This window comes from Microbulbifer sp. MCCC 1A16149, assembly GCF_050368945.1.
GTDB lineage: Bacteria > Pseudomonadota > Gammaproteobacteria > Pseudomonadales > Cellvibrionaceae > Microbulbifer.
The window spans coordinates 2,966,439-2,991,108 of record NZ_CP185959.1 but is presented as its reverse complement, the minus strand read 5'-3'; the positions used below and the strand labels follow the sequence as shown (position 1 = coordinate 2,991,108).

21 protein-coding genes are annotated in these 24,670 nt (G+C 57.6%); 12 read left to right on the top strand and 9 right to left on the bottom strand.

The window, feature by feature from the left end:
• The first annotated feature begins 9 nt into the window (after positions 1–9).
• The 3 genes from arfB (at position 10) to ACONT6_RS12590 (ending at position 1,883) form a co-directional block, all read left to right on the top strand.
• Positions 10–426: an alternative ribosome rescue aminoacyl-tRNA hydrolase ArfB gene (gene arfB, locus ACONT6_RS12600; protein WP_428818842.1), complete on the top strand. Its 417-nt coding sequence runs from the start codon at positions 10–12 to the stop codon at positions 424–426.
• A 35-nt stretch (positions 427–461) separates the two neighbouring features.
• A complete protein-coding gene (locus ACONT6_RS12595; protein WP_428818841.1) occupies positions 462–1,517 on the top strand; it encodes an Ldh family oxidoreductase in 1,056 nt (351 codons plus the stop codon).
• Positions 1,518–1,580: 63 nt separating this feature from the next.
• Positions 1,581–1,883 (top strand): hypothetical protein, encoded by a 303-nt coding sequence (locus tag ACONT6_RS12590; protein WP_428818840.1) that lies wholly within the window; start codon positions 1,581–1,583, stop codon positions 1,881–1,883.
• On the opposite strand, the gene ACONT6_RS12585 is transcribed toward ACONT6_RS12590, so the two are convergent.
• Positions 1,880–2,206, bottom strand: coding sequence for a hypothetical protein (locus tag ACONT6_RS12585; RefSeq protein WP_428818839.1), 327 nt, complete (start codon positions 2,204–2,206; stop codon positions 1,880–1,882). The genes ACONT6_RS12590 and ACONT6_RS12585 overlap by 4 nt on opposite strands.
• 257 nt (positions 2,207–2,463) lie before the next feature.
• Here ACONT6_RS12585 and ACONT6_RS12580 point away from each other — a divergent pair, with 257 nt between their 5' ends.
• The 3 genes from ACONT6_RS12580 to ACONT6_RS12570 all read left to right on the top strand — a co-directional run bounded on the left by ACONT6_RS12580 (position 2,464) and on the right by ACONT6_RS12570 (position 7,990).
• Positions 2,464–3,918: an amidase gene (locus tag ACONT6_RS12580; RefSeq protein WP_428818838.1), complete on the top strand. Its 1,455-nt coding sequence runs from the start codon at positions 2,464–2,466 to the stop codon at positions 3,916–3,918.
• Positions 3,915–5,114, top strand: coding sequence for a pyridoxal phosphate-dependent aminotransferase (locus ACONT6_RS12575; protein WP_078084063.1), 1,200 nt, complete (start codon positions 3,915–3,917; stop codon positions 5,112–5,114). Before ACONT6_RS12580 ends, ACONT6_RS12575 begins: the two co-directional genes overlap by 4 nt.
• 272 nt (positions 5,115–5,386) lie before the next feature.
• Positions 5,387–7,990 carry a TonB-dependent receptor plug domain-containing protein gene (locus ACONT6_RS12570; protein WP_428818837.1) on the top strand — a complete coding sequence of 868 codons (2,604 nt, stop codon included), beginning with the start codon at positions 5,387–5,389 and terminating at the stop codon, positions 7,988–7,990.
• Between the two features lie 58 nt (positions 7,991–8,048).
• Here the strand turns inward: ACONT6_RS12570 and ACONT6_RS12565 are convergent, their stop codons facing one another.
• The 3 genes from ACONT6_RS12565 to imuA are packed head-to-tail and all read right to left on the bottom strand — an operon-like array spanning position 8,049 to position 13,469.
• Complete coding sequence (locus ACONT6_RS12565; RefSeq protein ID WP_428818836.1) at positions 8,049–11,147, bottom strand: error-prone DNA polymerase; 3,099 nt, start codon at positions 11,145–11,147, stop codon at positions 8,049–8,051.
• 48 nt (positions 11,148–11,195) lie between these two features.
• A complete protein-coding gene (locus ACONT6_RS12560) occupies positions 11,196–12,716 on the bottom strand; it encodes a Y-family DNA polymerase (protein WP_428818835.1) in 1,521 nt (506 codons plus the stop codon).
• 45 nt (positions 12,717–12,761) lie between these two features.
• Positions 12,762–13,469: a translesion DNA synthesis-associated protein ImuA gene (gene imuA, locus ACONT6_RS12555; RefSeq protein WP_428818834.1), complete on the bottom strand. Its 708-nt coding sequence runs from the start codon at positions 13,467–13,469 to the stop codon at positions 12,762–12,764.
• A 198-nt stretch (positions 13,470–13,667) separates the two neighbouring features.
• Here imuA and dcd point away from each other — a divergent pair, with 198 nt between their 5' ends.
• Positions 13,668–14,237, top strand: coding sequence for a dCTP deaminase (gene dcd, locus ACONT6_RS12550; RefSeq protein ID WP_181252451.1), 570 nt, complete (start codon positions 13,668–13,670; stop codon positions 14,235–14,237).
• A gap of 26 nt (positions 14,238–14,263) precedes the next feature.
• Positions 14,264–15,469 carry an NAD(P)/FAD-dependent oxidoreductase gene (locus ACONT6_RS12545; protein ID WP_428818833.1) on the top strand — a complete coding sequence of 402 codons (1,206 nt, stop codon included), beginning with the start codon at positions 14,264–14,266 and terminating at the stop codon, positions 15,467–15,469.
• A gap of 10 nt (positions 15,470–15,479) precedes the next feature.
• Here the strand turns inward: ACONT6_RS12545 and ACONT6_RS12540 are convergent, their stop codons facing one another.
• Entirely contained in the window at positions 15,480–16,025 is a 546-nt protein-coding gene (locus ACONT6_RS12540; protein WP_428818832.1) for a MarR family winged helix-turn-helix transcriptional regulator, read from the bottom strand.
• A gap of 91 nt (positions 16,026–16,116) precedes the next feature.
• Between ACONT6_RS12540 and ACONT6_RS12535 the strand changes: the two genes are divergently transcribed.
• From ACONT6_RS12535 to ACONT6_RS12525, 3 genes are read left to right on the top strand one after another with little or no spacing between them, the layout of a single operon-like run.
• Positions 16,117–17,190 (top strand): catalase family peroxidase, encoded by a 1,074-nt coding sequence (locus ACONT6_RS12535; RefSeq protein ID WP_428818831.1) that lies wholly within the window; start codon positions 16,117–16,119, stop codon positions 17,188–17,190.
• The gene (locus tag ACONT6_RS12530; protein ID WP_428818830.1) at positions 17,183–17,740 is read left to right on the top strand and encodes a cytochrome b; all 558 of its coding nucleotides are present in this window, start codon (positions 17,183–17,185) and stop codon (positions 17,738–17,740) included. Before ACONT6_RS12535 ends, ACONT6_RS12530 begins: the two co-directional genes overlap by 8 nt.
• 39 nt (positions 17,741–17,779) lie before the next feature.
• Positions 17,780–17,965 carry a hypothetical protein gene (locus ACONT6_RS12525; protein WP_181252490.1) on the top strand — a complete coding sequence of 62 codons (186 nt, stop codon included), beginning with the start codon at positions 17,780–17,782 and terminating at the stop codon, positions 17,963–17,965.
• A gap of 79 nt (positions 17,966–18,044) precedes the next feature.
• Here the strand turns inward: ACONT6_RS12525 and ACONT6_RS12520 are convergent, their stop codons facing one another.
• The 3 genes from ACONT6_RS12520 to ACONT6_RS12510 form a co-directional block, all read right to left on the bottom strand.
• Positions 18,045–18,242: a hypothetical protein gene (locus tag ACONT6_RS12520; protein WP_181252491.1), complete on the bottom strand. Its 198-nt coding sequence runs from the start codon at positions 18,240–18,242 to the stop codon at positions 18,045–18,047.
• A gap of 268 nt (positions 18,243–18,510) precedes the next feature.
• Positions 18,511–20,880: a TonB-dependent receptor gene (locus ACONT6_RS12515; protein ID WP_428818829.1), complete on the bottom strand. Its 2,370-nt coding sequence runs from the start codon at positions 20,878–20,880 to the stop codon at positions 18,511–18,513.
• 556 nt (positions 20,881–21,436) lie between these two features.
• Entirely contained in the window at positions 21,437–23,692 is a 2,256-nt protein-coding gene (locus tag ACONT6_RS12510) for a S46 family peptidase (RefSeq protein ID WP_428821514.1), read from the bottom strand.
• A gap of 255 nt (positions 23,693–23,947) precedes the next feature.
• Here ACONT6_RS12510 and ACONT6_RS12505 point away from each other — a divergent pair, with 255 nt between their 5' ends.
• Positions 23,948–24,238 carry a DUF3820 family protein gene (locus tag ACONT6_RS12505; RefSeq protein ID WP_428818828.1) on the top strand — a complete coding sequence of 97 codons (291 nt, stop codon included), beginning with the start codon at positions 23,948–23,950 and terminating at the stop codon, positions 24,236–24,238.
• A gap of 51 nt (positions 24,239–24,289) precedes the next feature.
• Here ACONT6_RS12505 and ACONT6_RS12500 read toward each other — a convergent pair whose 3' ends face one another.
• Positions 24,290–24,556, bottom strand: a complete 267-nt coding sequence (locus ACONT6_RS12500) for a YMGG-like glycine zipper-containing protein (RefSeq protein ID WP_428818827.1) — start codon at positions 24,554–24,556, stop codon at positions 24,290–24,292.
• Between the last annotated feature and the right edge of the window lie 114 nt (positions 24,557–24,670).

Sequence of the window (24,670 nt, the reverse complement as noted above, 5' to 3'; positions counted from 1 at the left end):
GAGCTTTTCATGTTGATTATTTCTAACCAGATCCAGTTGCCCGAGTCTGAGATTGAACTCAGTGCCGTGCGTGCGCAGGGTGCCGGTGGCCAGAACGTCAATAAAGTATCCAGCGCGATCCACCTGCGTTTTGATGTCGCGGCTTCCAGTCTGCCGCAAGAAATAAAGCAGCGTGTGCTAGCTTTGCGGGACCAGCGTATCACCGCTGACGGTGTTGTGGTGATCAAGGCCCAGCGCTTTCGCACCCAGGAAAAAAATCGGGAAGATGCGCTGGCACGGCTGCAGGCGTTGATCTCCAGTGTGCTTAAAACCCCGAAAAAGCGCGTGCCTACAAAACCGACCCGCGGCTCCAAGGAACGCCGGCTGAAGCATAAGACCCGCCGCGGGCAGATCAAATCCATGCGGGGCAAGGTTTCCGACCACTGAGCCCGACAACCGAAAATCAAAGTAGAGGAGTTTCCATGTCCACCCGATACTCGGCGCAAGCGCTGAAACAGTTTGCCAGCGACCTCTTTGTGTCCTCTGGCCTCGCCCGCGAACGTGCGGATGTGATGGCGGAAACCTTTCTGCAAGCCGACCTGATGGGGTTTACTACCCATGGCCTCAATCGTGTGGCCAGCAACTTGAAGTGGTTGCAAAGCGGCGAATCGCGTCTTGAGGGTGAGCCCCACGCGCTTTCCGACCGCGGTAATTGCTTCAATTGGGACGCCGACTTCCTGCCGGGCCCCTGGGTCGTCAATCAGGCTATTGACCTGGCACTGGCGCGCGTTCAGGAGCACGGTGTGGTGACCGCGACTATCCGCCGCAGCCAGCACATCGCCTGTCTTGCGGCTTACCTGCCGAAAATCGTCGAAAAAAATTGTGTGGCGATCCTTACTTGTTCTACACCGGCGGAACACACCGTTTCGCCGCAGGGTAGCAGAACACCGCTGTTCTCTGCCAATCCCATTGCCTTCTGCGCGCCTGCCGCTGACTATCCACTGTTGTTTGATATCAGTATGTCGGTCACTGCCGGTGGCTATGTTGCCAGGGCGGAGCGGGAAGGGAAAAAGTTGCCTCAGGCCTACCTGAAAGATTCCCAGGGCAACCTTTCCGATGACCCGAAAGCCTTCGCCGGCGGTGGCAGTATCCTGCCGGTGGGGGGCGCTGATCACGGCTACAAGGGGGCGGCGCTGTCAGCAATGCTGGAAGTGCTTTCGATGGCACTCAGTGGCTATGGCCGCGCGGACAATGTGGCGGAAGACGATGAAGCCAACTCTGTGTTCCTGCAGATTATCGATCCGAAGGCGTTTGGCAGTGAGCAGAATTTCCTTCGCCAGACGGCGGCACTGACCCACCTGTGGGAGTCCTGTGCAGCGGATGACGGCGGCGCTATACGCGTACCCGGCAAGCGGGCCTGGGATCTGCGGCGTGAGCAAATGGCCGAAGGCGTAATGCTGTATCCCACGATTGTGCAGGACCTGGAAGCATTGTCCCAAACCTACAATATTCCAATGCCTGAAGTTTCCGGCGCTTGAGAAGCGTACCGAGCAAAAAACGATTATTTGTGATCCGGCGTTAATGAGTTGACCGTTCGCACGGTGAAAAATGCTGATACTGCGGAAATCTTCGGTTGCGAATTCAATCTGCAGTATCAGTTTTCCGGGTTGTACACTGCCCTGAATGGCCTGGAAAATTCATCGGATGGTATTGAGCGGGGTGAGTTTGGTCACTGGGACTTCCGTGCCTCCTATGCTGCAAAAGAAAATCTCTCCGTATATCTGGATATCAATAATCCGAACGACGAGTCCACCACAGCGTTTCAGAGCGGCGATGAGCGGATGAATACCGAGTACGAAACTGAGGTATCTACCTTTTATCTCGGTACTACTTATGTAGTCTAATTATTTAAGCGAATGTTAAAGCCCTCCAGTTGGAGGGCTTTTTTTGCTTTTGCTGTAAAGAAATTTGGCATGAATATCGCAGGATTGAAAAAATTCCTATCGAAAACAGCAAAGTCAGCGCTGGTAACCCTGGTTTTATTTTTCGGCCCCAGCGGTGAGTCGCCGTCGATACAGATCACTTTTATGTGGTGAATAACTTCCGTATCACCAAACATCGTAAGGCAGATGGTTGGCCGCTTGTGCAGTTGGGGGGCAGTGAGGCTCGGCCTCTGATCCATATGGATAGTGACATGGTATGGCAGGGCAAGCTGTACGCGCCTCACTCCAACTATCCAGCGTTACCGATGGCCAGTTCCGCGGAGGTCTGGGATACGCAAAGCACGGAGCATATTGCCGCCACAGTTTTGATGTCGGGCTGGATTCCTTTTACCTGGCTGGATCGATAGAGGTGCCGGCGTAGACATCATCGGGGCGGGTTGTTCGACGTGTATTTTGCCGAAACGGCGCCGATTAGGTCTACATTAGGGGGACATGTCATAAAAACACCGCAGGTGATTGCGCAAACGGGAGAAAATCGCCGATGAACGATCTCATTCGTATGTCTGCACTGGAATTGCTCAAAGGTTACCAAGATAAGCAGTTTTCCCCGGTAGAGGCCACTCAGGCCATGCTGGCGCAGATAGCGCGATGTAACCCGGTCGTGAACGCATACAATCTGGTGGACGAAGAGACCACGCTGGAATTTGCCCGCGAGTCCGAGCAGCGCTACCAGCAGGGTAATCCCAAAGGGCTACTGGACGGTGTGCCGGTGGCGATCAAGGATGTGTTCCTCACTCCCCAGTGGCCCACCATCAAGGGCTCAAAAACCATTGATCCAAAATCCACGCTCGGCAAGGAAGCGCCGAGTGTTGCGGCACTCAATCGAAACGGCGCGGTGCCCCTGGGCAAGACCACTACCCCGGAGTTTGGCTGGAAGGGGGTTACCGACAACCCCGTCGATGGCGTTACCTGCAATCCCTGGGATCCCTCCAAGACCGCCGGTGGTTCCAGCGGCGGCAGCGCCGCTGCGGTGCCTCTCGGGATGGGGCCGCTCGCGCTCGGTACTGATGCCGGCGGCTCAATCCGTATTCCCGCTGGGTTTAGTGGCCTTGTGGGGCTCAAACCCAGTTTTGGCGAAGTGCCGCACTGGCCCGCGAGTCCATTCGGTACCCTGGCGCACGCCGGTCCCATGACCTGGACCGTGGCCGACTGCGCATTGCTGATGAATGTACTCAGCGAAGCGGACTGCCGCGATACCAACGCCATTCCGCGGCGCAATATCGACTACCTCGCAGAAATCCAGGGAGAGCCAGAGCAGTTGCTTAAGGGCGTAAAGATTGCCTTCAGTGCGACGCTCGGCTACGTGCAGGTGGATCGCGAAGTTGAAGAAACCGTGCGCAAGGCGGCACAGCTGATGCAGTCTCTCGGTGCTGAGGTGACGGAGGTTGCTCCGGGATTTGACGACCCGCTGGCGGCATTTGGCCACCTGTTTTACGGCGGCGCTGCCAATGCATTACGCGATATCGGCAAGAAGCAACGTATGGTTATGGATCCGCAGCTGGTGGCGGTTTCCGAGAAGGCCGCGCAGCTTTCCATGCTGGATTATCTGGAGGCGGTCAACGAGCGCGCGGCGCTGTGCGAGCGTATGGCGGCTTTCCATCAAAAATACGATTTACTGTTGACCCCGACACTGCCGATCACGGCGTTTACCGCGGGCCGCGAAGTTCCGGAAGATTGGCCCAGCACGCGCTGGCCGTCGTGGACGCCATTTACCTATCCTTTCAATATGACCGGGCAACCGGCCGTCTCCGTACCCTGTGGTTTCGACGGTGCCGGGCTACCCATTGGGCTGCAGCTTGTCGGTGCGCGCTTCAATGATCGGGCGGTGTTACGCGCGGCCCAGGCTTATCAGCTGGCGGCGCCGCTTACCGACAAGCGGCCGGGACTTTTTTTTGAGAGCTCGGAAGAAACTGCCACCGCAGGAGTGGGTATATGAGCCGGCTGGATTTTGATTTTTACGAATCGGAAGATCCGGTCTGGAACCCGGCGCTGCTTACCATTCCTGTGCCGGGTATTCGCAAAATGGTCAATATGGCCGCGTCCATGGACGATGTTATTCACCTGTCTATTGGCCAGCCCGATGCGCCAACCCCTCCCCATGTGGTACAGGCCACGGTAGATGCGTTGAATGCGGGACAGACCGGTTACACCATGGATGCGGGATTGCCGGAATTACTGGAGGCACTGGCGGAATATTACGGAGAGCGCTCCGGGCGTGCGATCAGTCCTGAAAATATCCTGATCACCACCGGTGCTACCGAGGCCATTTATCTGGCGCTCACCGCGGTATCTGCACCGGGCCGTGAATTTATCGTGCCTGATCCATCGTTCATGCTGTATGCACCGCTGATTCGTATGAATGGGGGCGAGGTGAAACATATTCCGACCCGGGCGGAAAACAATCACCAGCTGGATCCGCAGGAAGTGATCGATGCGATCGATACCAACACCCACGCGATTATCCTCAACTCTCCCAGCAACCCCACCGGCACGGTTTATCCGCGGGAAACGGTGGAGACCATCGTACAGGAAGCGGCATATCGCGGAATTTATGTGATCAGCGATGAGGTTTATGACCATCTGATCTACGATGATCGGGACTACGCCAGTGTGCTGTCGTGCTGCTCGGATCTGGACCATGTGATGGTCATGAGTAGCTTTTCCAAGACGTTCAGTATGGCTGGGATGCGGGTCGGCTGGCTCATTGCCAGCCAGGGTGCCATTCGCAAATTGCGCCGTTACCACATGTTCACTACCACGGTGGCAAACACGCCTTGCCAGTGGGGTGGGGTGGCCGCGCTCAAGGGGGATCGCAGCTTTGTGACCGACGTGGTGAATACCTACAAGAAGCGTCGCAACCGCTTGGTAGAGCTGGTGGATGAGACCCCTTTCCTGGAAGGCTATGTGCCAGAGGGCGCTTTTTATATGTTTCCCTCCCTTCCCGAAGGGGTAAATGGCAACAATGTGGCCCTGCGCCTTTTGCGCGAAACGGGTGTCTGCACCATCGCCGGTGATACCTTTGGTGAAAGCAGTCGCAATGCCTTGCGGTTCAGCTATGCCACGTCCATCGAAAATATCGAGCGTGCCTTTGAACGCATCATTCCCTGGATGGCAAAGCAGGACTTTGGCTGACAGTTCCCTGTTTTGCGGATAAAAGTCTCTTCTTTTTATATTTCCCAATATACCTATCCCCCTGGATCAGGATTGATCACAGGGGTTTTTGTTATTTTTTGGCGTCTAATTCATTTCGTGCACCATTTATTGATGCATCTCAAAATTTGCCCTACTCTGGTGCAGCTTCGAATATGAAAACAATAATGAAAATTGGGTCACGTTAGTTTTCGTGACACGACTAAAAGCGATCTATCGGTCCCGATTTCAGAAAAATAATAGGACGGATAACTATGCGAGAATTCAGAATCAAGGCATTGACCCTGGCGGTTGCGGCGGCAACCGCATTGCCGGCCTCATTGGCGTTTTCCCAACAGGAAGCCGATCCAGCGCCTGCGACGGATCACGGCGTGATGGAAGAGGTCATCACCACCGGTACCCGCAAAGAGGGGGTAGCGCCTACCGAGACCCTGTCACCGGTTGACGTACTCGGTGGCGACAAGTTTTCCGATCAGGGCAGTTTTGATCTCACCGAGTCCCTGGCCAAGGTGGCGCCCTCGTTCAATACCCAACGTTTCCCCATCGCCGACGGCACCGCGTTTATCCGCCCCGTGACCCTGCGCAACCTGTCCCCGGACCAGACCCTGGTGCTGGTCAACGGTACCCGTCGCCATCGCTCTGCGCTGGTAAACCTGCAGCTGGCGCCGCTGGGTACCACCAATCAGGGCGCCCAGGCAGTGGATTTTGCCGCGCTGCCATCCATGGCGATCGAGCGGGTTGAGGTGCTGCGCGATGGTGCCTCGGCCCAGTACGGCTCCGACGCCATTGCCGGTGTGGTCAACGTGATTTTGAAAGATGATGCGGAAGGCTTCGCCCTGTCTGCGCAGACCGGTGAGTATTTCGATGGCGACGGCGCCCGCACGTCACTGGCTGCCAATGGCGGTTTTGCACTGGGTGAACAGGGCTTCCTGAATGCCACTATAGAACATTCCACCGCGGACAAAACCTGGCGCGGTGGTGCGCGTCCGGATGCGTTGGCGGTCGGAGACGTGGTAGGTGCAGACAAGGTGCCGCTGGATGGTCTTGGCCAGCGCTGGGGCGACCCGGAAGTGGAGGCACTCAAGCTATTCGTGAACACCGGTTATGAACTGAACGACACCACCGAGCTGTACGGCAACCTGGGCTATTCCAAGAACGAAACCATTTCCGACTTCTTCTATCGCGGTCCGGTACTGGATCCCTCTGAGATGTTCACTGCCCGTGAAACCCTGCAGAAGGATGCGAACGGAGACTTTATTCCGGACGACGCGCCCCAGTCGCTTGTGGACGATATTATCGCCCAGGGTCTGAACCCCGCCGATTACCTGGTTGCAGATAGCGGCAGCGACAGCGGCTTCGTGTTGCGCAACCCCATCTACACCCAGTTCCCGGGCGGCTACAACCCGGCGTTTGGTGCTGATATCACCGATTTCTCAGCGGTGGTCGGTGCCCGCGGTGAGTGGTCCAATGGCATCAGCTGGGATCTGCGTGCGCGCAGTGCCGAGAATGAAGTTTCCTACGTACTGCAAAATTCCATCAACCCGAGCCTGGGGATCAATTCTCCGCTGACGTTCAATCCGGGCACGCTCACCCAGTCCGAAACCAGCGTCAATGCGGATTTTGTTAAACCAATCGACGTTGCAGCTTTCGCTACGCCGCTGAACCTGGCGTTCGGTATGGAATGGCGGGACGAAACCTACAAAATTGGTGCCGGTGATGAGGCTTCTATCGCTGTGGGGCCAACTGCTGCGGTATTCGGTGTCGGCTCCGATGGCTTCCAGGGCTTCCCGACGGAAGCGGCCGGAGAGTACAGCAGTGTAAGTACGGCGGCCTATGTGGATCTGGAGGCAGACGTTACCGACAAGCTGTTGCTGGGTGCGGCATTGCGCTTTGAAAACTTTGAAGAGTTTGGCTCCACTTTCGACTGGAAGCTTTCTGCGCGCTACGACTTTACCGAAAACTTTGCCCTGCGCGGTACCGCCAACACCGGCTTCCGCGCACCGACCCCGGGGCAGGTGAATACTCTCAACGTAACCACCACTTCCGACTCCGATGGCAACCTGATTCCCAACGGAACTTATCCGGTAAATCACCCGGTCGCCATGGCGCTGGGCGCCAAAGAGTTGACTCCGGAAGAGTCCACCAGCTTCACCCTGGGTGCAGTGTGGAGCCCGCTGGATAACACCAGCGTGACCATCGATTACTACAATATCGAAATCGAGGACCGCCTGGCGCTGCGCAACAACACGATTGGTGCTGCGCAGGTGACGTTGCTGGAAAATGCCGGTGTGGCCAATGCCGCATTGCTGGAGGACAGCAACGCCAACTATTTCGTCAACGCGTTTGATTCCGATGTGTCGGGCATCGACCTGGCAGTGACCAGTGACTTCGACCTCGCCGGTGGCTTGCTGGTGGTTGACCTGCGCCACAATCACAACAAGCAGGACGTGACCAAAGTTGCGCCCAATACCATCAACGCGTCGCGTGTGTTCGATCTGGAAAACCAGGTGCCCAGCGATCGCACCACCCTGACGTTCGACTACGACTCCGGTGACCTGTTCAACGGTTACCTGCGGTTCAACCGCTACAGCGGCTGGGAAAGCACCTTCGGCCTGTTCGGCCCGGGTGATGCTTCCGATGCGTCGTCTTATGGCGGTGAAATTCTGGTTGATATCGAAACCACGATCACTCTCAAGGAGAACTACAAACTTTCCCTCGGTGGTGAGAATATTTTCGATGTTCGCCCGGATGATGAAGTAGACCCGACGCTGCAGTTCCTCGGCGTGCGCCAGTCTCTGACGTCACCGTTTGGTTTCAATGGTGGCTTCTGGTACCTGAGAGCCAGCGCCGAATTCTGATTCGCGCTGTTTGCAACAAAGGCCCCCTCTGTGGGGCCTTTTTTATTGCCCGCTTACCTCAGTGGAAACTTCGCACATGCTGAATTTCCTTGTTGGTGAGGCTGTCGAGTTTTTTCCCAATCAGGTGGATGACCGCATATTTCTGTTGCTGCGCGTCCCGGCTGATTTGCAGGTTGCCCTCGATCAATAGAATTTTCCCGCGCAGAATCTCTGCACGATAGCGCTCCTGAGTCTGTTTCCACAGCACCACATTGATCACCCCGGTTTCATCCTCCAGTGTCAAAAACAATACACCGGCGGCACTGCCTGGACGCTGGCGACAGGTAACCAGGCCGAGCACCTTGATTCGGTCGCCATCGCTCAGTCCTTCAAGATCGCAGGCGCGGGTAAGATTGGAAAAGCGACGCTGCTTGCGCAGCAGCATGATCGGGTGCTCCCGCAGGGTCAGGCCGGTACTTTGGTAGTCGCTGTAAATATTGTCTTCCTGGCTGGTTTCTGGTTGATGCTGTACCGGTGTGGCTTGTTCCAGCTGACGGTTCAATGCCTGCCAAGTGCTTTGAAAACGGTTCTCCGCAATGCTGTAAAAACAATTGGCGTGGGCCAGGATCGCACTCTGCTGGGAGGGAATGTCGACTCGCCGGGCGAACTCCTCCAGGGATTGAAAGTTGCCCTGTACCCTTTCCGTTTCTATCGCGTCTACGGATTCCTCGGCGAGTCCTTTTATCAGGCGCATTCCCAGGCGGATGGCGGGACTGGCTGCTGCATCGGATTGCCCGTTGCCATCTTTTTTCTCCGATATAACCAGACTGTGGTGCCAGCCGCTGTGGTTCACATCCAGCGGTAGTATTTTCACGTTATGGCGCTGGGCGTCGTACACCAGCTGCGCCGGTGCATAAAACCCCATGGGCTGGCTGTTCAGCAGGCCGCAGTAAAAAGCGGCCGGATGGTGGTACTTGATCCAGGCAGAAAAATACGCGAGCAGGGCAAAGCTGGCAGAGTGGGACTCCGGAAAGCCGTAGGAGCCGAAACCCTTCATCTGTTCGAACAGTTGCTCTGCCAGGTTGCGCGGGTAACCGTTTTGCAGCATGCCGTTAACCAGCTTTTCCTTAAACTGCAGCAGGTTGCCATTTTTTCCCCAGCTGGCCATGGCGCGGCGCAGGGCGTCGGCCTGGCCGCCGCTGAATCCTGCCGCCACCATGGAGAGTTTGATCACCTGTTCCTGGAATATGGGCACGCCCAGTGTCCGCTCCAGTACCGGACGCAGGTTTTCATGGGGGTAGCGCACCGGTTCCTGTTTCTGTTTCCTGCGCAGGTAGGGATGCACCATGCCACCCTGGATCGGACCGGGGCGGACGATGGCGATTTCGATCACCAGTTCGTAAAAGGTACTCGGCTGCAGTCGCGGCAGCATGCTCATCTGCGCCCGGGACTCGATCTGGAAGACACCGACAGTGTCTGCCTTGCACATCATTCGATAGACGTGCGGGTCCTCGGTGGGGATGTCGCGCAATTGTATCCGCTGTCCGTACAGGGCCATGTAGGTCAGGGATTTACGCAGCGCGGTGAGCATGCCGAGGGCGAGAATGTCGACCTTCATCAGTTTCAGGTCTTCAATATCTTCCTTGTCCCACTGCACGATGGTGCGCTCATCCATCGCCGCATTCTCGATGGGCACCAGTTGGCTCAGGGGCTGTTCGGTAATCACGAAGCCGCCCACATGCTGTGACAGGTGCCGTGGGAAGCCGTAGATCTGCTCAAGCAGGGTGGGGAGCATTCTGCCCGCGGTGCCATCCGCAGGAATACCGGCCCTTTGCATCTGCTGTGGGAAATCCTCCAGGGTATCCCACCAGGCGCGCCCGGCCTGTAGGCGTTCGATGGTTGCCGCCCCCAGGCCCAGCGCCTTGCCGATATCCCGCAGGGCACTTTTGAACCGGTAGGTGATTTTTGTGGCCGCCAGCCCGGCCCGCTCCCGGCCGTACTTCCGATAAATGTATTGAATGATTTCTTCGCGCCGCTCGTGTTCAAAGTCGACGTCGATATCCGGCGGCTCGTTGCGTTCGCGGGAGATAAACCGCTCGAACAGCAGGCCGATTTTGTGCGGGTCGATCTCGGTAATAAACAGGCAATAACACACCACGGAGTTGGCCGCCGAGCCGCGTCCCTGATAGAGGATATGCTGGTCGCGAGCGTGCTGCACGATGTCGTAAATCGTGAGGAAGTAGTGCTCGTATTTGAGTTCGGCAATCAACGCCAGTTCGGTTTCGATCTGCTGGCGGATATGTGCCTGTGGTCCTTGGGGCCAGCGTTTTGCACTGCCGGTTTCCACCAGCTCGCGTAAATATTCACTGGCCCCCTTGCCCGCGGCGAGGACCTCGGAGGGATACTGGTATTGCAGTTCCCTGAGACTGAAAGTGCATTCACTACTGATCTTCAGCGTGTTTTGTATGGCATCCTGGGGATAGAGTGCGGCAATCTCTGGCAGGGTGCGCAGATAGCGCTCCGCATTCTGTTGCAGGCGATAGCCGAGCTGTTCCAGCGTGCAGTTATGGAAGTTGGCATTGAGCACATCCTGAAGCGGTTTGCGGCTGCGGTTGTGCATCAGCACCGCATTGGTGGCCACGATGGGTAATTGCTGGGACTCGGCAAATGCGAGCAAGCGCTGTAGTTGCCGGTTTTCCCCGGGTAACAGCTGGTGGTTGAGGGCGATGTACAGGCGCTTGCCGAAGTGCTGTTTCAGCACGGCGGGTATTTCCAGCGTGGCATCTCCCGGAAGCCACAGGCAGAGAGCGTGCCTGCAGAAGCGGATAATATCCTGAAGGAAGGTCTGGTACTGGCCTTTTTCGGCGCGCAGGCGCGAGGTGGAAATCAGCTGGCAGATTTCACTGTAGGCGGTTTTGTCGGGGGCGAGTAAAACCAGCTCCTGTCGATCCTGCGGCAGGCGGAACAAACTGCCGCAGATCAGCTGCAGGCGGCTGCCCGTGGCCCTGAGTTTTTCCAGCTCTGCATAGGCGCGCACCACGCCGGCCATGGAGCACTCGTCGGTGATGGCGATGGCACTGTAGCCGAGTTGATCGGCGGTGCTGACCAGTTCCTGCGGGTGGGAAGCGCCCTGGAGAAACGAGAAATTACTCTGGCAGAAAAGTTCTGCGTACTGCATGCAAAGTGTTGTGGCTGTGGGGTATTGGTACGGTATTTATCGGGGGGATCAGGAATACACGCCGTGTAGAAACCAGTCTTCCGAAGTCAGGTCCTGATAGACCCAGTACAGGCTGCCCTGATCGCTGCGGGCGATGTAGTAGTCGCGGGCGTGACGATGGTGTTGCCACCAGTAGCCGTCGATGCGTTCGGGACCCTGTAGCAATTGCAGCTCGCCGTCGTAAAACAGTTTGTGATTGCGCTGTTGCACCCTGTCTGGCCGGGGCAGCAGCCAGCTGGGGCGGGGTGCATTGATCGGGTTCAGCTGATGGCCTCGGGGTCTGCTCTGCAGGCTGAGGCTGTCCGCGCTGCTCCAGGCCTGCTCCGGCAGGTAACTTTCCTGCAGGGTCACCCCGGACAGCGCCTGGTGCCCGAGCCGGGCCTTGAGCTTGTCGATCAGTTGATAGCTGTCGTGTGGGTTACTGCCTTCGTCGAAGAAGTCTTCGCGCAGGCTCTGGGCCTCCAGTGCGCGCAGCTGCTGGCATTTGAGTGCCAGGGCCTGAACCGGCTCCCGCAGCTCCACGCGCTCCAGCTGCAGCTTGGTGAGGGCGATCAGCCGCTGTGGATCGAGCTGTGGGCGTGAGATTTCCACGTTGACCTCCTGGCTGCCCCGGCTGCCGTAATCGAGGACCCAGCGCAGTTGCTGGCTGTAGAGCTGGCGGCGCTGGAGCTGCCGGCAGAGTTCCCGCACCAGGCGTCCGGCGGGGAACAGCAGTTGCTCGCTGTTATCCAGTGGGCTGGAAAAAAAGAGTTCGCTGTGAAATTCCGGCGGTGGCTGGTAGCTGGGTACCGGGTCCGGACGGGTGCCATTGAGTCGGGCGAGGTAATCGATAAAGCCGCGGCCGAAACGATTGCCCACCTCCGACAGCGGGATGGCGAGCAGCTGACTCACCCGCTTGATACCACTGGCATAGAGCTTGGCGATGGCCGTGTGGCTGCAATCGAGCAGTTTGCTGGGGGCAAAACTTATCCACTGACGCCACTGCTGTGGCGTGGCCGGGGTTTTGGTTTCTGCCAGCCACTGGCGGTGTTCCGGTAGCTGGCTGAGCAGGTGCGCGGCACTGGGGCTGTGGCCCAGCCCCATGACATGCTGGATCCGCATCTTGTGCAGTTCCTTGCGCAATTGTTGTAACAGGGGCGCCAGGCCTCCGCTGGCCCGGAGGCTGCCACTCAACTCCAGAAACAGGCAGGCGGTATCGTCCCCCGGTGTTGCCGGTGCCTGCCCGCTTTTGTCGGAAACACCGCCGCGAGGAGAGACCACCGGGGTAAAGCTGTAGCCCCACTGGGCCAGCTGCTGCAACAGCTGGGATTCCCGCTCCCGGTCGCGCTCCAGTAACTCCAGGGGCGGGCAGTAGGCGCAGGCGGTGGGAATGGTGAGGCCCGCGCAGACATTGTGGGCGCGGGCGGCGGCATTGGCGGCCTGGATCAGGTTGCCCTGGGAAACGGCAACCGGGGTCTGGTCTCCGGCCCGGTGGGCGCGGGTCAGCGCTTCCAGGGGGAGCTGTGGGAACTGGATGCAGAGCCAGAGCATGGGGAAAACCTCCTCTCCGTTACAGGAACCCGATGGGTGCCTGAATCAGTGCAGCGGCTGGTCGCGGCGGACCAGATCCGGGCTGCGGGCCAGGTGCAGCCGCTGGCCGGATTTACCGTTGAGCTGTTTCAGCAGGTGCAGCGCCAGCTGCTCCCCGTCGCTCTGCAGTTTCAGCCTGAGAGTGGCGGGTGAGGGGGTGTCGGCACTGGAGCCGGGGCGGAAGTGGAAGTGCAGGCAGTCGCCATCGCGGGCGGCAACCTGCAGGCGGCGCAGGTCCTTGTCTGCCGGGGATTCCTTGCCCTGCCAGTTCACTAGGGCACCGCAGGCACCAGATTGCAGCGACTGTTCCGCTGCCCACAATTGATCGCGCTGACCTCTGGGGTGGAGGATCAGCAGTTTCTCCAGCTGGATACCCGCCTGCACCAGTGCCGGTGCGTAGGGGACATGCGGCGGGTTGATCAATATCACCATCCGCCCCTGCTGGGTCAGTTGTGCGAGAGTGGGGAGTATCAGCGACATTTCACCGATACCGGCTTTATCCACCAGCAGCTCGGTGGTGGCGGCACGGGGCCAGCCGTGGTTGGCGAGCAGGGCATCCAGGCCGCGGTAGCCACTGGCAATACCCGTGCGGGGCTGTCGCTGGCGATTGGCCAGCTGCCATATATCCGGGCGTGTCAGCAGCTGTCGCAGGGGCTGATTGTCGGCCTGGTCACTTAACTGCTTGTTTTGCATGAAGTTTTCGGCGCTGTTCACGATTGGCTTGCTCCACTCGGGCTGTCTGGCTGTGTTTGACTGGTTATCTATACAGTATCTACTGGCAATTTATACAGTAGTTGTTTGGGGGCAGCAAGAGGGACAGCAGTGTTACTGGCACTTTTTTGAACAGGGCAAACCGGCTATGATTCGGCCTCTTTTTTATGACCAGTCATTTACAGCAATCGAGGGGGCAGGGTGAGCATCAAATCCGATAAGTGGATTCGCCGTATGGCAGAGAACGAGGGCATGATCGAGCCCTTCGAGCCGGGCCAGGTCCGTCACGGTACCTCCGGTGATCGCCTGATCTCCTACGGTACTTCCAGCTACGGTTACGACGTGCGCTGTGCCAACGAATTCAAGATCTTCACCAATGTGCATTCCGCAACCGTGGATCCCAAGGCGTTTGACGAAGACAGTTTTGTGGACGTGCAGGGCGATTACTGCGTAATCCCGCCAAACTCTTTTGCCCTGGCGCGTACCGTTGAGTACTTCCGCATCCCGCGCTCTGTGCTGACCATCTGTCTGGGCAAGTCCACCTATGCCCGCTGTGGCATCATCGTCAACGTGACTCCGCTGGAGCCGGAATGGGAAGGCCACGTGACCCTGGAATTCTCCAATACCACCAACCTGCCAGCCAAGATCTACGCTAATGAAGGTGTGGCGCAGATGCTGTTCTTCGAATCCGATGAGATCTGCGACGTGTCCTACAAGGATCGCGGCGGCAAATACCAGGGCCAGCGCGGCGTGACACTGCCCAAGACCTGATCGTTCTATTCTGAAATTTTTTTGCCATGACTGATTTTCCCGCCCAGACCGATGTGCTGATCATCGGCGCCGGTGCCGCCGGCCTGATGTGTGCGGCGGTGGCGGGCAAGCGCGGCCGCAGTGTGTTGGTGCTGGATCACGCCAACAAGGTCGGCAAGAAAATCCTGATGTCCGGTGGCGGTCGCTGCAACTTCACCAACCTGTACACGGCGCCGGACAACTTCTACGGCGAAAACCCGCACTTCTGTAAATCCGCCCTGGCCCGCTACACCCAGTGGGACTTCATTGCGCTGGTGGAAAAGCACGGCATTCCCTACCACGAGAAAACCCTCGGCCAGTTGTTCTGTGACAACAAGTCGCGGGATATCGTTGACCTGTTACTGGCCGAGTGCCGGGAGGCGAAAGCGCAGATCCGCACTCGCTGCGAAATTCAGCGCATCGAGCCGCTGGGGGAGGGCGAGTCAAAAGGCTTTGAGGTGCACACTTCCCTCGGCAAGGTGGTATGCGAATCCCTGGTTGTCGCGACCGGCGGCCTGTCGATTCCCACCATGGGGGCGACCGGGTTTGGCTATGAGGTTGCCCGTCAGTTTGGTCACAACATCATTCCCACCCGCGCAGCGCTGGTTCCATTTACCCTGAACAAGCGCGCACTGGCGCGACAGCAGGAGTTGCCGGGGACCTCTCTGGCCGTGAATGTCAGTTGCGATGAGGGACATTTTCACGAACAGATGCTGTTTACCCACAAGGGACTGAGTGGTCCTGCGGTATTGCAGATTTCCAGCCACTGGCGCGAGGGGAAAGCGGTAGAGTTCGACCTGGCCCCGGGACTGGATCTGGCCCAATGGCTGGGAGAGCAGCGCGGTAAAAAACCGGAAAGCTATCTGCACACGGTACTGGCAGAGCTCTGGAGTAAAAAACTGGTGCAGTTTTTCCTGCAGCAGAGTGCTATCCAGAGCAAGCCATTCAAGCAGTACAGCGAGAGTGAGATCGCCTCACTCGGTGAGAAGCTACAGACATGGCGCCTGGTGCCCGAGGGAACCGAAGGCTACCGCACCGCCGAGGTGACCCTGGGAGGCGTGGATACCAATGAGGTATCTTCCCGCAGTATGGGCAGCCACAAGCAGCCAGGGCTGTACTTTATTGGTGAAGTACTGGATGTCACCGGGTGGCTTGGTGGTTTCAATTTTCAGTGGGCCTGGGCTTCGGCACACGCTGCCGGTGCCGAAGTGTAACCCGGCAGCCTCAGTGGTCGGACGTAGTGCGGGCCAGGTAACCGCGCAGTAGTCTGATCAACTGCGTTTTCTCCCGTTCGTTCAATACGCTTAACAAGTTATCCTGAGTGGCCACGTGGTGTGCCATCACCTTCTCGATAACCGTGCGCCCTTTTTTTGTCAGGGCGACCTGCCGCCCCCTTCTATCATCCTCACTCACCTCACGCCGGATGAGGCCTTGCTTCTCCAGAGAGTTCAGGCGGCTGGTCATGGATCCGGAGGTCACCAGCATTTGCTCGAGTAACTGTGTCGGGGTCAGTGTATGTGGCGGTCCGCTGCGCAGCAGTGTGGCCAGTACATCGAACCCTGCGTCGGTCAGGCCGTAACGGCGGAAGGTCTGCGACATCGTCTGGGTCATATGCTTGTACACCAGCTGCAGCCGGCCGATCAGCGCCATTGAGTGAGTGTCCAGTTCGGGCATCTGCTTGGCCCAGAGAGCTTGAATGTGATCCAGGTTGTCCATATCTGCGTACAGGTGTGAAATCTTGAGTTCAAGATACCAATGAATTATCTTCAATTGAAGATAGTTTCGAGATAACTAGTTTCGAGATAACTAGTTTCTAGATAAAGAGCCGCGGTAAAGAGGTTAGGGCAATGAGGTCGATGCAATGAAGATGGGTAATCTGGTCTACTTTGCCAGGCGCTATTTGCCGCTGGTCGCGGTGGTCGGCGGGCTGGCCGGGGCCTTTGTGTACGCGGCGGGCGGGTTTGGCAGCGGGCGTGTCACCACGCAGCAATTTGTCGATTTGCAGCAGGGCAACAAGGTCCACGAGGGGTTTCGCCGCGCCCATGCCAAAGGATTCTGTATTGCGGGAGAGTTTGTTTCCGACGGAGCATTGGAGCCATACACCACGGCGCTTGTGTTTTCCAAACGCACAACGCCGTTTACTGGCCGTTTCTCCATTGCCGGTAATGACCCGACTGCCCCAGATCTGAAAGCGCCGGTGCGCAGCCTGGCGCTGAGTATCGCCGTTGATCCACAGAATGTCTGGCGCACCGCCATGAATACGCCGCCCGTGATGGCGGTGCGTAATCCCGAGGACTTTTACCAGCAACTGAGCGCACTGGCGCCAGACCAGGAAACCGGAAAGCGGGACCCGAAAAAAATACAGCAGTTCTTTGCCGCGCATCCGGAAAGCAGGGCGTTTACCCGCTGGGCATCTGAGTACCGCGCAAGCGACAGTCTGGCAACCGAAACCTATCACAGTATCAATGCGTTTTACCTGAAGGATAGTGCGGGACAGCGGCGTGCAGTGCGCTGGGAAGCGCGGCCGGGTAAAACCGAGGAGGAAGACCATGGCGTGACTACCGGGGAGGGGAGCAACGTACTACACGATGAGTTTTTCCGCCGTCTTGCATCCGGTCCGGTAACCTTTGACCTGGTGTTTACCCTGGCGGAAGAAGAGGACGATGAGAGCGACCCCACACAGCCCTGGCCCGCTGCGCGGCAGCAGCTGGTTGCCGGCAAAGTGGTCATTACGGATGCTTCACCACAGGTGAATGGCAGCTGTAATGCGATCAACTTTGACCCCCTGGTACTGCCTCCAGGGATGGCTGCCACAGATGATCGCATCCTGCGGGCACGTTCTGCAGCCTATGCGGAGTCGTATCGCCGTCGCGCCTTCGAGCACTGGAAAATAGAAACACTGAAGTTCAATGGCGAGGAGAGCGCTGATGAATAACTCTGGAAGCAGCGTCATCCGATACAGCCTGAGCGCACGAATCCTGCACTGGGGAATGGCTGCATTAGTATTTTCCATGCTGTTTGCCGGCTTGCTGATGGTACGCAGCCTTGAACCCTGGCAGCCGACCCTTCTCTCGATGCACAAGTCGTTCGGGATCATTGCCTTTGTCGCGGTAGTTTTCAGGATTGCGGTGCGACTGATGAGTGCCGCGCCGTCCCTCCCGGCTGGCCTGTCAGGTTTACAACGCCTCATTGCAAGGGGCAGCCATCTGCTGCTGTATGTGGCAATGATTGTGCTACCTGTCAGCGGTTATCTGATGCAGAATGCCGCCGGTAGACCTCTTACATTTTTCGGGCAATTTGCCATGCCACCGGTTTTACCGACTAGCCTCGATACCTACGGCTTGCTGCGGGAAGTGCACGGACTGATGGCACTCGGGTTGATGGGACTGGTGCTGTTGCATATTGCCGGGGCGCTTTATCATGGTTGGGTCAGAAAGGATGGCGTGCTGCAAACGATGTTGTCTTACCGCAGGGATCAGCATTGACGTTAGCCTAACCGCCGAGCAAACAGACTGGAGACCCTTATGGGGGACGTACTGCCATTCAAGCGAAAAACCGCGTGGGAAAAACACAAAGGCAGTAGCCTGTGTCGCGATGGATTCCACAAGTGGAAAGTAGTGACCGAGCGGAAATTTGATGTGAAAAGAGGGAAGCTGGTTACCGAATCCCGCTGCCAGCGGTGCGGCAAAGTAAAAACGGAATTGCTGTAATCTTATCGAATTCTCATATCAGGCCAGCTGGCCCGGGCTCGAGTAAAACGAGTCCGAGCCAGCTCCGCCCACTTGCTGGTTAGCAGTCCTGGTCCTCTGCGCCGGCTTTTTCTTTCACATCTTCACAGGCGTCTTCCACGGCATTGCCCATGTCGGTCACCGTCTCATCGATGGTTTCGCCTACTTCCTCCGCGCCGGACTCCTTTTCACAGGCAGTGATACCCGTTACCAGTAGCGCGGCAAATCCGATGACGCTCAATTTTTTCAAAATATCCATAAGGTTGCTCCTTTCAGCTCGGGTGGATTCTGTGCTGCGTGCAATAGCATGCAGTATGCGCTGCTGTGTATGACATGCGTGCGCACATTTTGATTTCAAGGGATGAAAGCGCGGCGAGCTCGACGAAAGGTGTGGAACGTTAAACGAATCACAAAAGTAGGGGCTAGCAGTCGTGGTGATCTCCGTTTTTGTGGGTGGGCATAAAAAAAGCGGCCCCGGAGGGCCGCTAATCCCAATAGAACACCGTGGTGGTGTCTGGTGCAAGGAATCAGAAGTTGTACGACAAGGTAGCGCCAAAGGTGCGCGGTGCACTCCAGTTGGAGTAATTGCTGAAAACACCGTCGTCGTTGGTGCTGGTGCGATAGTGACGATCGGTCAGGTTCCTGCCCCAGAGTGCCAGGTTCCAGTCACCGGCTTCCTGGAACAACTCGGCGCGGGCATTGACCAGTGTGCCTCCTTCTTCTTTGGAGTAGGGTTCGTTGGTGATACTCAGGTAGTAGTCATCGGTCCAGTTAACACCCAGCTGCAGCGCCGCGCCGAGCTCGTCGGTCACGCCAAACTCGTAACGCGCCAGGGAGCTCACGCTCAGGCCGGGGGCGTTGTTGAGCTGGTTGCCCACTACATCCACTTCCTGACCGAGGATATCGTAGATACGGCCGGTACCGCTCGGGCCCTTCACGATTTCAGTGTCCATGTAACCCAGGCCCATGCGCAGGTCCAGCCCAACGATCGGCAGCCAGCGCAGATCCAGTTCGGCTCCACGGGTCTCTACGTCACCCATGTTGGTCAGGCCCGAGAAAGTGCCCGTAGCGGTCTGGATTTCCAGCGGCGATTGGAAACCCTTGTAGTCGTAATGGAAGACGGCTCCGTTCAGCTGCACTGTGTTGTCAACCAGGGTGGACTTGAAGCCCAGCTCTATCGCGGTGTTGGTTTCCGGCTTGTAGGATTCCACCGCCTCGGCATTGAAGAAGAAGCCACCGAAGAAACCGCCAGACTTGAAAGTGTGTCCCACGCTTGTGTACAGCAAGGTGTTGTCAGTGGGTTTCCAGTCCAGGGTCACTTTCCAGGATGGGTCTGTTTCGTCGTAGGTTGCCGGGGTACCGGAAGAGAGTTGAATCGGTTGGTCTTCATAGCCCGCAAGGCAGGTCTGATAGTCTGCAAAACCCCATGCGTAACAGGCCCAGGCACCGTCGTTGACCAGCACGCCGCCGACATAGTCCTTCTGCTCGCGGGTGTAGCGCAGGTCGGTGGTCAGGGTAAAGGCTTCGTTGAAGTCGTATACCAGCTGGCCGTATGCAGAGCTGACCCGGGTTTCCTGCTCATAGGCCATGGTGCCGCAGCCGGGGAAGGCGAACCAGTCGGCGAACAGGTTGGCGCCGAAGGAGCAGGTCCGGTTTTCGTCAAGCTGGTCCTGCGCGTAGCTGAGGCCCGCCATCCAGTTAAGAGCCCCGTCGTTATCCGACAGCAGGCGCAGCTCCTGGGACAGTGAACTGATATCCGAGTTGTAGTCGGTGACGTAGTTACTGTCGAAATTAATATCGCGACCGACCAGCTCGGCATAGGCCTCCCACTCGGCCTGGTTGGCCGCACCGGTGCCGACCCCGCCGGGGCCGTTGGTGTGGTAGAAATCCAGGGTGGTGAAGTTGCTTATTGACACCAGGGTCACAGCATCCAGGTCCCACTCTACGTTGAGCGAGGTGGAATTGAAGGTGTCGTCGACGTGGCGCACGACGGAATCTTCACCGCGATAGATACCGTCGGGAGTTTTGCCGTTCATGGTTACGCAGCTGGAATCGGGGATGCCGGTATTGATGACCGAGTCACAGTAGTCACCGGGACTGGGGCCCTGAATGTCGGGGCTGGCATTGCCCAGGCCGTCTTCCAGTCCGGTGGGGCCGAAGCTGCTGTTGGGGTTCAGGTAACCTTCGGGTTCGGGAATGCCCACTTCGGACTTGTCGCGGCCGAAGGTCTGGCGCAGGTCCACGCGCAGTGTGTCGGTGGGTTTATAGGACAGGGTGATCCGTGCCTGGGTCTTGTCGCGCCCACCCTGTTTGCGGTTGAGGTAAGTGTTTTCGTACCAACCCTCGCTCAGCTCGTTTTGCAGGGCCACGCGCGCCGCCAGATTGTCGGTGAGGGACAGGTCGCCCCCAGCGCGCACGTTGAAGGTGCCATAGTTACCGACGTCCACCGCGGCGTTGGCCTGGTTTTCGCCAAACTCTGGGCGGCGTGAAACGATATTGATGGCGCCGCCGGTGGAGTTGCGTCCGTACAGACCGCCCTGGGGTCCTTTCAATACCTCCATACGCTCGGTGTCAAACATGGCAAATGCGCCATAGACCCCGAAGGGTTGATAGACATCATCCACCACCATGGCCGTGGTCGGGGTGTTGTTGGCGTTGTAGTCCTGCAGTCCCACACCGCGAATCACGAAAATGGGGATGCCCGAGTCGGGCGACATGCCCAGTTCCATGTTGGGCACAAATTCGGTGATTTGCGAGGCCTCCATTACGCCAAGGTTTTCCAGCTCTTCGCTGCCCATGGCGGCGATGCTGATGCCGACATCCTGTGCACTCTGCGCACGCTTTTGCGCCGTAACCGTCACCTCTTCAATGGTCTGGGCAAAGGCTTGCGGAACCATCGTCACACTGGTGGCAATTGCTAAGGAAAGTAAGTTGCGTCTCATCACGTCTGTCCTCTGGGTTTTATTGTTTAGCGAGGTCACTCCGTCGGGGGATCTCCCTCCACAACTGCGTGAGCGCTAACTGAATAGCGTCCTGAGAGGGGGTTGCTGCCGTGTCGCCATCCCGCCGGGTGACGGCGGGGAGGTGGCATCGACAACAATTTGCATCCGAGCCTGTGTAAGCGGCTGGCAGTTGCTCCATTGAGTAGCCTCATAAGTTACAGCTACTGTAAGTTCCCGAGTAAGAAATTACAGCTGCTGTAATAATGCGTCAAGGGGCGGAACTGCATACCGTTATCTGGTCGTTTTTTGACCTCGAGGCACTCTTTGGCTGCCCCGATGGTGGCGGGAATGGAAGGTGACGCTGGGCCGGTTGAGAGGAGCTAGTGATCGGACCTGATGGCCGTGACATCCAGATGTGGATCCCGTCTCGGGAGGTTTGGGGCTGGGAGGAGGAGCGCAGAAACAAAAAAACCGGCGCAAGCGCCGGTTTTTTCTTCGTGGGGCCGGGCCGTCAGTCCGCAGGTTGCGCTTCGACTGATTCGGCTGCCACGCCCATCTCCTCTAGTAGGTTATGGGCGCCGTCCACCTTTTCCATTACCCACAGCATGTATTCCACATCGACGTGGATCGCGCGGGTGTTGTCGTTGAAGTCCCAGTCGGCGTTGATGCTGTCATAGGTGCCGTCAAAGACCAGGCCGATCAGCTCACCCTTGGCGTTCATGGTGGCGGAGCCGGAGTTGCCGCCGGTGATATCCACCGTGGTCAGGAAGTTGACCGGAACCGAGTCCAGTTTCTCATCGTAGAAGCGACCGTAGTCCTTGTTTTTGATCGCATCCAGTTCTGCCTGCGGCGCATCGAACGGGTCTTCACCGGTGTACTTGGCTTCAATGCCGCGCAGGGTGGTGAAGGGCACAAAGCTGTCTTTGCCGTCGTTACCATCGGCCGGGCCCTTGATGGTACCTGCAGGCGGTGTGTAGCCTTTTACCAGGCCGTAGGTCAGGCGCAGGGAGCTGTTGGCATCCGGGTAAACCGGTTTGCCCTGTTCGTTGTAGTAGGCGATCAGCAGGTCCATATACTGCGGACGGAGTTCGGCAAATTTGCCCGACATCATTTTGTCGTGTTGCTCCAGCGCGTAGCGGTCATCATAAGTGGCGACCGCCAGCTGGATGAACGGATCTTCGCTGTTGCGGAAATCTTCCGGGGATTTATCCATCCACTCGAGTCGGGTGTCGGTTTCGGTAAGGCCGGTTTTCTCGTACATCGCACTCAGCTTCTGCTGCAGGGCGTCGCCACTCAGCTCTCCGTCAAAGAACTTGTCGAAGCTCTCCAGGTGCTGGTTTTTCGGCAGTGCGTTGTAACGCTCGATAAAGTAGGTCCAGATGGCCTGGTCTACCGAAGGCGCAAAGTTGCGCTCAATACGCTTCATGCTCTCGGTAAAGCGGGTCATGTCGCGCTCCTGGTAGCCGGGCTCGCGTTCCATATTCGGCTTCTGCTTTTCCAGGCTCAGGCGGTACAGGCGCTGTGCCGAGCTCAGCATTGAGGAGCGGCTCATGTAACCCAGCAGCATGTCGCGTTCCTGGGTGGACTGTTGCTCGGCAATCAGTTTCTGCAGGTCTTTAATTACTGAAGCGTATTTTTTCTTGGATTCCGGGTTGGCCTCAATCCACGCCTGCAGGTCTTTTTCCAGACGCTGCTTGCGCTGCAGCAGGTCGCTGCGGTTGTAGCCTTCCATCATGCCGGTGAAGTTTTTCGAATAGTTGTTCAGGCCGGCCACCAGGCTTGCGTATTTGAGCGCGGCGTCCTTATTGTTTGCGGTGGCTTTGCCGATGACTTCAGACCACTCCGCCAGCACCTTCTGCATGGTGGGGTAATACCAGTTGAAGTTGTTGTTTACTTCAACCGCGGTGCGGTAACGGTTGGTGCGCCCGGGGTAACCGGCAACCATTACGAAATCGCCTTCCTGCGGTCCTTCGGTAGAAACCTTCAGGTGATGCTTGGGCTTGTAGGGTACGTTGTCTTTAGAGAAGTCCGCGGGCTTGCCGTCCGGGCCAACATAGGCGCGAAGGAAGGAGTAATCACCGGTATGGCGCGGCCACATCCAGTTATCGATATCGCCACCAAACTTGCCGATGGAAGAAGCGGGAGCGTGCACCAGGCGCACGTCGCGAATGGCCAGCTGTTTGATCAGGTAGTAGCTGGCACCGCCGTAGTAGCTGTAGACCTCACAGCGGTGGCCCGGATCGGATTCGCAATCCGCAACCAGCGCTTTTTCCGCGTCTTCAATGGCCTTGAAGCGGGTGGCACCATCCATGTCGTCGTTGAGTTTGCTTTTCACCTTGTCGGTGACTTCCTGCATGTCCACGGTGACATAAATGCGCGAGCCCGGCGCTGCAGGTACTTCTTCATCCAGGGTTTTGGCGAGGAAGCCGTTGGCCAGCAGGTCGTTGTCTTCGGTGGAGTTATAGGAGATGGAGCCGTAGGCGCAGTGGTGGTTGGTGGCCACCAGGCCCTTGGGAGATACGAAGGACGCGGAGCAGCCGCCGAGGCTGACCACCGCATTCATCGGGAACTGGGTCAGGTCGGTCATGGTTTCCGGATCCAGCTCCAGACCGAGATCTTTCAGCTTGCCGCCAATTTCCGGTAGCTGGCGGGGCATCCACATACCTTCGGTGGATACGGTATCGGAAGCGCTGGCGGCGCTGTCGTTCGCACCGGGTGCTGCGGTCTCGGTTGCCGCGTCTTGCGCAGGTTTGCTACAGGCGGACAGCAGGGCAATAGCGAGGGAGAGCCCTAGGGGCAGGCCCAGGCGCTGGGGAAGCTTTTTATCGTTCACTCGAATTCCTTATGCGGGTGCGTCGGATCATGTGCGACGGTTAAAAAATGAACGGCCGCAGAGACGGCCATGTAACCAGATGCTGCCACAGAACCGCTGGCGTCAGAATTACTTCTGCGGCCAGTGGTACTTTCGGTGGGATAAGTTACTCACAGTGTAGAATGTGTGCCGGTAGCCGATGAGATGTCGATGCGGGTGCTGCAGTACCCCAAGGTTCAGGGGATAAATCACTGGCGGATTCGCAAACGTAGTACAGGAATCACGATGTTGGAAAAGCAGGACCTGATAGATATTGCCCGTACCGAGATGCCTTTCGGCAAGTATGCGGGGCGGCCTTTGATCGACTTGCCGGAGGAGTACCTGCTCTGGTTTGCAAAGAAGGAGTTTCCCAAGGGGCGATTGGGCCACCTGATGGCGATTACGCTGGAGATAAAAATCGAAGGCCTGGAGGGGCTGGTCAAACCCCTGAAAAAACAATGAGCCCCGGCAGGGGCTCATATGGTTGTACTTAAACGGTGCAATAAGCTGTGTTCAGCGATAGACCCGGCGACCGTAGCGGTCGTAGTAGTAGCGCCGTTTTTTCTCGCGGTCATACAGGTAGCCACCAGCACCGCCCAGGACTGCGCCAACCGCAGCGCCGCCAGGTCTACCCGTAACCAACGCGCCGGTTACCGCGCCAATACCAATACCGGTACCCACACGGCGATCGGTATCACTCATGTTGGCACAACCCTGGCCCGCAAGGCCTGCAACCATTACTGCGGCTAGCCCCAATTGTTTCATCGACTTAATCTGCATAGGTACACCTTTCTCCACTCGTTCGAGTACAGCGAGATCGAATAACCAGTTGAATCAGCTCCCGGGTTATTAGTAAAACTCGGGATACAGTCGGAGGGAGTGTATGGTCGCGTT